The organism is Vibrio scophthalmi LMG 19158 (assembly GCF_000222585.1).
Classification (GTDB): Bacteria; Pseudomonadota; Gammaproteobacteria; order Enterobacterales; family Vibrionaceae; genus Vibrio; species Vibrio scophthalmi.
In genome coordinates, this window is the sequence record NZ_AFWE01000024.1 from 1 (window position 1) to 3,295 (window position 3,295).

Genomic DNA, 3,295 nt, shown 5'->3' on the forward strand with positions numbered 1-3,295 from the left:
CGCTTGGTGGTCAGTACCATTGCGCCAGCACTGACCACAGCCGGATGGCTCATTTAATATAAATCGTGTAATGCGCACTAAGAATTGAATTAGTGAATGGATGACATACTGGTTACGCTGGTATGTCATTTTTTTTGACAAACTTTTCTCGATCACTATTGGGCATCGCCCCGAACGGCAGTGAGTCACGGAGATACCCCGTAGGGAAAAGGGCGCACGTTCCAGTTAATTGGCATTACGTCCCCAAACGCCCGAAAACCTGCTTAGATGACGCATTAGGAAAATCTCATTGCCTTCTTGCTAAGATAACCCTCGCAGAGACTTTTCACACCAGTGGGGCGTTAAGCCACTGCAACCCTAATAATCTAGACGCATGACGCATTGAGCAAGTGAGGACGGGCTAGGACGATTGCGCGAGATGCGGAAGAGGATAATTTCTAAATACTTGGGAAAGGGGCCCCGTTTCGTCGGGGAAAGGCCCCCAAGATATTTAGAAATTTATTATTTACTTTATCTAAGAGAGAGAGCGAAGAGCGGGGAGAAAGCGGAGCGCCACGGTGTTCGCTCTCTAGATTTTGCATTATTTTCAACGTGACCTTCATCACGTTAAACTTCGTTTTAGTTGGGGTAGTACTGTTACACCCCAACTTAGTCCGGAATTCCGGACTTTCTACCAAAGCGTTTTCTCAATTTCACCCACTTCTGCAATAGCTCCGTAATAATCATCTTCTTTTAGATTTTTAATACTATTAAAGAATTTTTCGTGGTCTGGAATCATTTTCCATGTGTACATGGTCATTAGCTCACTTGGTATGTTGGCCATTGCAGATCGCACTATGAAATCTTCGAGTTCTACTCTTTGGTATCGAATCCCTGAACATATTTCATTCGCTGTTATATTTAGGTTTTCTGCTAATAATAATATCTGTGCCGCTTTAGGTTCCGTTTCTCCATTTTCCCATTTTAAGTATGTCTGCTTCGCCACTTTTACCCGTTTTGCTATTTCTTCTTGGGTAAATCCACATTCTAATCGAGCGGATTTAATTACATCTTTCAACATCTATAAGCCCCTGTAGGTACGTTTTGTTGTTAGTATAACACCCGTTTTTTATACTTCAGTGTTGAGATACGTTTTGATGTGGTGTATGTTATAAAAAAACGTACTTGACAGGGTTTTAACTTGTACTTCATTGACCGACTTTTCATGCAGCAAATTCATCCTGATGGGGGGCTTCCTCTCATTGGGACGCATGTTATTGAGCGGTTAGATTTGGAGTCCGGAGAGGCATTGCCTCCTTCTGTTAATCAAAAGAGACTAGAAGGATCATTTAGTTCAAAGCTAAATATCCGGTGTGATGGTTTCAAGGTGCGTGTTGAAGGAAATCCTTCTCGTTGGCAAAGAATGGATAACTTGTTTGGCTTAAATACAATTGATGAATGTGTCGCTATTTATAACCACATTCTTGCTAAATATGATTTACCTCCATTTACTAAAAACACTCGGTTGCATCATCGTCAAACTCCCGATAAATCATCTTCAAGTCTTGTCGGTGATGGTGCAGAAATTACCGCTATTGATTGGACTCAAAATTTTTCAGTAGGCAAGGGGAAGGAAGCTAGTTTTATTCGTGGTATGGCTTCTATGCAAATAGGAAAAGGTCGTAAACCTCATCTTTTCCCCAATGGTCAATCATGTGGCTGGGGCTACGGTTCCCATTGGAGGATTGATGTTCTTTACGCGAAAGCATATGAGATTAAGGAGCACTTAAAAAAAGACAAGCGCAAAAAAGATGGCGTCACACAAGAACAGTTAGAGTACATAGAAAAATTAATTAGTTATTGCGAAGACCAAGGCGTAGTTAGACAAGAACACAAATTACATCAGCTTCTTTTGAAACGACACAATTTACAATTCTACGGCTTGGTTAGCGAACATGATTTTTACACACATTTGAACGATATCGAGAACGCTATGAAGACCATACAAATCAGTCACGATGAGCACATTTCCATCGCTCAACAATTATTACAAGCTGGCGCGGTAGACACCGTTAGAAAAGCCAATACAACAATGAACTATTTTACGTTATGGCAGAGCGGTACTGATTTGAGAGAAGTATTGAACCGTAGTCAGTATTTTGAGCATAAAACCCGACTAAAAAAAATAGGTATTGATATTGGCCAGATTTTTGATGTTTCGCGAATGTGTCCAACACTTAGGCGATCTGAAATCATTGATGTCAGACCGCTAGCTGTGCCTTCTTGGTATCAGCATCCTATTGTTGCTCAATCTAATATTATGCCATTTAAAGCCATTGCCTAAGAGGTCTATAACATGTTGAAAATTGAAGTTTTTGAAGATGATGTGAAGATAAATACGCGCCAAATTAAAGCTAAAGATGATAAGCCAGGTCGTGAGATTTATGAACAAAACGCTTATGCGTATTTAGGTGGAAAATTTCCTACTTTAATGAAGCTATCATTAGATAAAGGACAAGACCCTTATGTCGCTGGAATTTATACAGTTCATAGCTCTAGCTTCACTATTAATAATTTCGGTTCTTTGGAGCTAAAGCGTTTTGGTCAGCTTATTGAACCTTTGGAGCCTGCACTATGAAAGCTCCAACTCCTGAACAAATCAGAATCGAAGCGGGATTACCCAGCAATGCATCTTTTCATGGCTGGTTAATTCATAACCCTGAGCAAGATGACTTTTTGCTGGTCTACAAAGACAATGGTCTTGTTATCAGTCGAAAATGGTGTCCAATGCCTGAGGTCGCAATGCGTTTTAACCGTTTTACAAGAGCTTATAAAGCATTAATTCGTTTGGAAATTGAGCACAAAGCAATTATCGTCGCTTCTTTTGACCTTGGGAATCAGATCATTGTTATTGGTGCTGATACTTTTAGGGAACGTTTTATGTTGGATTCTGATAATCCATTTAGAGCAGATAATATTAAACATTAAAGTAAAGCCCGTAACTGGTAGGACAGCTACGGGCTTTTATCAAAACTAACTAGAAGGCAGTTGATTATGACCATCAGAGAATACACATTACTTGACGTTTCGGATAGCGTAAACGAACTACACAACATCGCTTTGTATTTAAATTCAGGCGCTTTTACTGAAGAGATAGCCGATAAAGTGACATTTTTAATGCTTGAAAGAATCGAAGAACTACAAAGTAACTTAAGTTTCATGCGTCTATATCCAGAGCTCAAAGCAGAGGAACTGGCGGACAACGTATCTAATCTTGAAACCCAAGCACAAACAGCTTAAAAAAAGTCAGCACATT

General features: G+C 39.9%; 5 protein-coding genes. 4 read left to right on the plus strand and 1 reads right to left on the minus strand.

Going from position 1 to position 3,295, the window contains the following annotated elements:
• Window positions 1–670: 670 nt before the first annotated feature.
• On the minus strand, window positions 671–1,060 hold the full coding sequence (locus RH88_RS01015; RefSeq protein ID WP_005592837.1) for a helix-turn-helix transcriptional regulator: 390 nt from the start codon (window positions 1,058–1,060) through the stop codon (window positions 671–673).
• Window positions 1,061–1,180: 120 nt separating this feature from the next.
• Here RH88_RS01015 and RH88_RS01020 point away from each other — a divergent pair, with 120 nt between their 5' ends.
• From RH88_RS01020 to RH88_RS01035, 4 genes are all read left to right on the plus strand, one after another.
• On the plus strand, window positions 1,181–2,323 hold the full coding sequence (locus RH88_RS01020) for a phage/plasmid replication protein, II/X family (protein ID WP_241212150.1): 1,143 nt from the start codon (window positions 1,181–1,183) through the stop codon (window positions 2,321–2,323).
• A 12-nt stretch (window positions 2,324–2,335) separates the two neighbouring features.
• Entirely contained in the window at window positions 2,336–2,617 is a 282-nt protein-coding gene (locus RH88_RS01025) for a single-stranded DNA-binding protein (protein WP_005592839.1), read from the plus strand.
• Window positions 2,614–2,967, plus strand: a complete 354-nt coding sequence (locus tag RH88_RS01030; RefSeq protein WP_005592841.1) for a hypothetical protein — start codon at window positions 2,614–2,616, stop codon at window positions 2,965–2,967. The genes RH88_RS01025 and RH88_RS01030 overlap by 4 nt, the downstream gene beginning before the upstream one ends.
• Before the next feature lie 66 nt (window positions 2,968–3,033).
• Window positions 3,034–3,279 carry a hypothetical protein gene (locus tag RH88_RS01035; RefSeq protein ID WP_005592843.1) on the plus strand — a complete coding sequence of 82 codons (246 nt, stop codon included), beginning with the start codon at window positions 3,034–3,036 and terminating at the stop codon, window positions 3,277–3,279.
• The last annotated feature ends 16 nt before the right edge of the window (window positions 3,280–3,295 follow it).